The following is a 5,364-nucleotide window of genomic DNA, read 5'->3' as shown; positions in this document are numbered from 1 at the left end:
TGCGCCAGCGCGACGCGCATGATCTCCTCGGTGATGCCGGCGATCTTGATGTCCATCTGCAAGGACGTGATGCCCTCCGACGTACCCGCCACCTTGAAGTCCATGTCGCCGAGGTGATCCTCGTCGCCGAGGATGTCCGACAGGACGGCGAACTTGTCGCCCTCCAGGATCAGCCCCATCGCGATGCCCGACACCGGCCGCTTGATCGGCACGCCCGCGTCCATCAGGCTGAGCGAGCCGCCGCACACCGTCGCCATCGACGACGAGCCGTTGCTCTCCGTGATGTCCGAGGTGACGCGAATCGTGTAAGGGAACTCCTCCTTGGTCGGCAGCACCGCGTGCAGCGCCCGCCAGGCGAGCTTGCCGTGGCCAATGTCGCGGCGGCTCGGCGCGCCGAAGCGGCCGACCTCGCCGACCGAATAGGGCGGGAAGTTATAGTGCAGCATGAAGTGCTGGTAGTTCAGCCCGTTCAGCCCATCGATCATCTGCTCGGCGTCGCGGGTGCCGAGCGTCGTCGTCGCGATGGTCTGCGTCTCGCCGCGGGTGAACAGCGCCGAGCCGTGCGCGCGCGGCAGGAAGTGCACCGTGGCGTCGATCGGCCGCACCGTCTTGGTGTCGCGGCCGTCGATGCGGACGCCCTCGTTCAGGATCTGGCCGCGGACGATCTCCGCCTCGACCTTCTTCACCAGCTTCAGCGTCCCGAGATACTCGGCGGGGTTGGCGTGCTTGAGATCCTCAAACGCCTCGCGCGCCTTGGTGCGGGCGGCGCCGATCGCGGTCTGGCGCGCCTGCTTGTCGGTCAGCTTGTAGGCGGCGGCCATGTCGGCGCCGATCAGCTCCTTGAGCTTCGCCTTGTGGCCCGACAGGTCGGCACCGGCCTTGAGCTCCCACGGCTCCTTGGCGGCCTGCTCGGCGAGCTTGATGATCGCCTCGATCACCTGCTGCGACGCCTTGTGCGCGAACATCACCGCGCCGAGCATCACGTCCTCGGACAGCTCCTTGGCCTCCGACTCGACCATCATCACCGCGTCGTGCGTGGCGGCGACCATCAGGTCGAGCTCGCCTTCCTTGACGTCGACGTCCGACGGGTTGAGCTGATACTCGCCGTCCTTGTAGCCGACGCGCGCCGCGCCGATCGGGCCCATGAACGGCACGCCCGACAGCGTCATCGCCGCCGACGCCGCGATCATCGCCAAGAGGTCCGGCTCGTTCTCGCCGTCATAGCTCATCACCTGCGCGATACAGTTGATCTCGTTGTAGAAGCCCTCGGGGAACAGCGGCCGCAGCGGGCGATCAATCAACCGGCTGACCAGCGTCTCGCGCTCGGTGGCACCGCGCTCGCGCTTGAAGAAGCCGCCTGGGATGCGGCCGGAGGAGGAGAACTTCTCCTGATAGTGGACGGTGAGCGGGAAGAAGTCCTGCCCCTCCTTGACCGACTTGGCGGCGGTGACCGCGCACAGCACGACGGTCTCGCCGAGCGTCGCGAGCACCGCGCCATCGGCCTGGCGGGCGACGCGCCCGGTCTCCAGCGTCAGCGTCTGGCTGCCCCACTGGATGCTGACCTTCTTGGTATCGAACATTGGATTTCCTTCACTCCCTGCGCCCGATGCGCAGGGGGCCTCTAAGCGCGGGCTAACCGGCCCGCTTCGGTGTGGAGCGAAGTGTCGCTCCGATGCCAGCGCTGCCGGATTGCAGGCTGGCCGATGCGGCAGGGGCGCCCGAAGGCGCCCCTGATCATTCCATCAGATTATTTGCGAAGCCCGAGCTTCGCGATGATCTCGAGATAGCGCTGACCCTCGGTCTTGCGCAGATAGTCGAGCAGGGTGCGGCGCTTGTTGACCATCATCAGCAGGCCGCGCCGCGAATGATTGTCCTTGGCGTGGCCCTTAAAATGCTCGGTCAGGTTGCGGATGCGCTCGGTCAGGATCGCAACCTGCACCTCAGGGCTGCCGGTGTCGCCCTCGACACGGCCATGTTCCTTGATGAGTTCGCCCTTGCGCTCGGCGGTAATGGTCATGCTTCGTCCTTCGACATCGGGTTACAGGTTGAATCCGCGAACGACCCGCGCCTCGCCGCGGTGAACGTCGATCAATGCCACCGGCACGTCGCCATACATCGCAAAGGTCGCGCCATCGGCGGCGTCGATCCCGGCCAGCACGCGCCCCTGGCGGAGCGCCCCTGCCTGGTCGGGAGTGAGGGAGAAAGCCGGGATGTCGTCCAGCCCCGCCCTCAGCGGCAGGAGTATGTCTTCAAGCTCGCGCGCCTTAGCGGCCCCGGCCAGTTTGTCCAGCGATATCGCCTCCGCAAGGCCGAACGGCCCGGCGCGGAGGCGGCGAAGCATGGTGACGTGGCCGACGCTGCCGAGCGCCAGCGCGATGTCGCGCGCGAGGCTGCGGATGTAGGTGCCCTTCGAGACGTGCGCGGTCAGGGTGACCTGATCCACCACGCCGCCATCCCGGTGACGGAGGAGAGAGTGGATGATGACATCCCGGCTCGCGAGCACCACCTCCTCCCCCGCCCGCGCCAGGTCATACGCCCGCGCGCCATCGATCTTCAGCGCCGAATAAGCCGGCGGCGTCTGTGCGATCGGGCCGGTGAAGCGTGGCAGCACCGCCTCGATCGCCGCGGCAGTCGGGCGGACATGGCTGGTCGCGATCACCTGCCCCTCGGCGTCGAGCGTGTCGGTCTGCTCGCCAAAACGGATCGTGAAATCATACGCCTTGTCGCTGTCGAGCATCCGCCCGGCCAGCTTGGTCGCCTCGCCGATCGCGATCGGCAGCACGCCGGAGGCTAGTGGGTCGAGGGTGCCGCCATGCCCGACCTTGGCCTTGCCATAGCCGCCGTCGCGCAGCGCCCGCTTGACCGCGCCCACCGCCTGGGTCGAGCCGAGCCCGACCGGCTTGTCGAGGATGATCCAGCCATGCAGCGCCATCGCTGACGGCTTCGTCATTCGTCCGCCAGATCGCGAGCCACCTTGGGGTCGCGCAGCAGCGCGTCGATATGGCTGCCCTCGTCGAAGCTCTCGTCGGCAAGGAACTTGAGCTTGGCGGCATATTTCATCTTGGTGCGCGCCGCGACCTCACGCTGCAGATAGGCGGTGTTGGTCCTCAGCGCCTTCAACACCGCCTCCTCGTCGCGGCCGAGCAGCGGCTTCACAAAGGCGGTGGCGTGGCGCAGGTCGGGCGACATGCGCACCTCGGTGATCGAGATGAGATGCTTGGCGAGCGTCTCGTCATGCACATCGCCGCGCTGGAGGATCTCCGACAGGATGTGGCGCACCTGTTCGCCGACGCGCAGCGTGCGGACGGACTTGTCGGGTTGTTCGTGAGCCATGCCATCATCGCCGCGTCATCCCGGCCTTGTGCCGGGATCCAGAGCCGCACACGCGGCGTCCCTGGCCCTGGACCCCGGCACGAGGCCGGGGTGACGGTGGTTACAACGTCCGCTCGCGCATCTCGACCTCGAAGGTCTCCAGGTAATCGCCCGCCTTGATGTCGGTGAAGTTCTGCGTGAACGTCACGCCGCACTCCAGCCCGGCGCGGACCTCCGGCACATCGTCCTTGAACCGCCGCAGCGAGGCGATCTCGCCCTGGTAGATGATGACGTCGGCGCGGGTGATGCGCGCCTTGAGCGCCTTGCGGATGATGCCCTCGGTGACGAGCAGGCCGGCGGCGCGGCCGGTCTTGCCCGCCGAGAAGACCTCGCGGATCTCGGCGCGGCCGACGACGGTCTCGAACGCCTCGGGGCCGAGCTCGCCCGCCATGCCGGCGCGCACCTCGTCGATCAGGTCGTAGATGACGTCGTAATATTTCAGCGCCACCTTCTGCCGCTCGGCGATCTCGCGCGCCTTGGCATTGGCGCGGACGTTGAAGCCGATGATCGGCGCGCCGCTGGCACCGGCCAGCGTCACGTCGCTCTCGGTAATGCCGCCGACGCCCGAATGGAGGATGCGCGCCTTGATCAGGTCGGTGGAGATCTTGTTGATCGCCCCCGCGATCGCCTCGACCGTGCCCTGCGTATCGGCCTTGACGACCAGCGGATACTCGATCGCCTGCTTCTCGCGCAGCGTCGAGAACATCGACTCCAGGCTGGCCGGCGCGCTGGTGGTGCGCTTCTGGGTCAGCACCGACTGGCGATAGGCCGCGACCTCGCGCGCGCGTGCCTCGTTCTCGACGACCTGGAGCGGATCGCCCGCCGACGGCACGCCCGACAGGCCGAGCACCTCGACCGGCATCGCCGGCCCCGCTTCCTTGACCTGGCGGCCCTTGTCGTCGAGCAGCGCGCGCACCTTGCCGCTCTCGGCACCGATGACGAACACGTCGCCGACCTTGAGCGTGCCGCGATTGACCAGCACCGTCGCCACCGGGCCGCGGCCCTTGTCGAGCTTGGCCTCGATCACCGTGCCCTCGGCGGGGCGATCGGGGTTGGCGCGCAGTTCGAGCAGCTCGGCCTGTAGCTGGATCTTCTCGATCAGTTCGTCGAGCCCGGTCTTCTTGAGCGCCGACACCTCGACGTCCTGAGTGTCGCCGCCCATCTCCTCGACGACGACCTCTTCGCTCAGCAGCCGCTCGCGCACCTTCTGGGCATTGGCCTCGTGCTTGTCGATCTTGTTGATCGCGACGATCATCGGCTTGCCCGACGCCTTGGTGTGGGCGATCGCCTCCACCGTCTGCGGCATCAGGCCGTCGTCGGCGGCGACCACCAGCACGACGATGTCGGTGACGTCTGCGCCGCGCGCGCGCATCTGAGTAAAGGCCTCATGGCCGGGCGTGTCGAGGAAGGTGATCCGCGACTTGTCCTTGAGCTGCACCTGATAGGCGCCGATATGCTGGGTGATGCCGCCAGCCTCGCCGCGCACCACGTCGGTGCCGCGCAGCGCGTCGAGCAGGCTGGTCTTACCATGGTCGACATGGCCCATGATCGTCACCACCGGCGGCCGCGCGACCATCGTGTCGTCGGCATCGTCGGTGACGTCGGACGACAGGTCGATGTCGCTGTCCGACACGCGGACGATGTTGTGGCCAAACTCGGTGACCAGCAGCTCGGCCGTGTCCTGGTCGATGGTCTGGGTCATGGTGACGGGCGAGCCCATCTTGAACAGCGTCTTGACCAGGTCCGCGCCCTTCTCGGCCATGCGGTTGGCGAGCTCCTGGACGGTGATCGCCTCGGGCACCTGGACGTCGCGGACCTGCTTGGGCTGAGCGTCGCGCGGGCCGAAGCTGCGCTTCTCCTTCTCGCGGGCGCGCTTCAGCGCGGCGAGGCTGCGCGAGCGGGCACCGTCGTCGTTGAGCGCGCGGGTGACGGTCAGTTTGCCGCCGCGCCGCTCGTCGCCCTTGCGGTCGCGGGGGGCGGCACGGCCGGGCG

General features: G+C 67.7%; 5 protein-coding genes. All 5 read right to left on the bottom strand.

Going from position 1 to position 5,364, the window contains the following annotated elements:
• On the bottom strand, window positions 1-1,580 hold a 1,580-nt coding region (pnp, locus tag HUU96_RS10635; protein WP_174292778.1), incomplete at its 3' end, for a polyribonucleotide nucleotidyltransferase.
• A gap of 167 nt (window positions 1,581-1,747) precedes the next feature.
• Window positions 1,748-2,017: a 30S ribosomal protein S15 gene (rpsO, locus tag HUU96_RS10630; protein ID WP_174292777.1), complete on the bottom strand. Its 270-nt coding sequence runs from the start codon at window positions 2,015-2,017 to the stop codon at window positions 1,748-1,750.
• A 21-nt stretch (window positions 2,018-2,038) separates the two neighbouring features.
• Window positions 2,039-2,950 (bottom strand): tRNA pseudouridine(55) synthase TruB, encoded by a 912-nt coding sequence (gene truB / locus HUU96_RS10625; RefSeq protein ID WP_174292776.1) that lies wholly within the window; start codon window positions 2,948-2,950, stop codon window positions 2,039-2,041.
• Window positions 2,947-3,333 carry a 30S ribosome-binding factor RbfA gene (gene rbfA / locus HUU96_RS10620; protein ID WP_174292775.1) on the bottom strand — a complete coding sequence of 129 codons (387 nt, stop codon included), beginning with the start codon at window positions 3,331-3,333 and terminating at the stop codon, window positions 2,947-2,949. Before rbfA ends, truB begins: the two co-directional genes overlap by 4 nt.
• A gap of 100 nt (window positions 3,334-3,433) precedes the next feature.
• Window positions 3,434-5,364: translation initiation factor IF-2 (gene infB, locus HUU96_RS10615; RefSeq protein WP_174292774.1), on the bottom strand; the 1,931-nt coding region annotated here is incomplete at its 5' end.

This window comes from Sphingomonas bacterium (assembly GCF_903644135.1).
Lineage (GTDB): Bacteria > Pseudomonadota > Alphaproteobacteria > Sphingomonadales > Sphingomonadaceae > Sphingomonas.
Note: the sequence above shows the minus strand (reverse complement) of the source record. Positions and strands in the feature narration are given on the sequence as shown.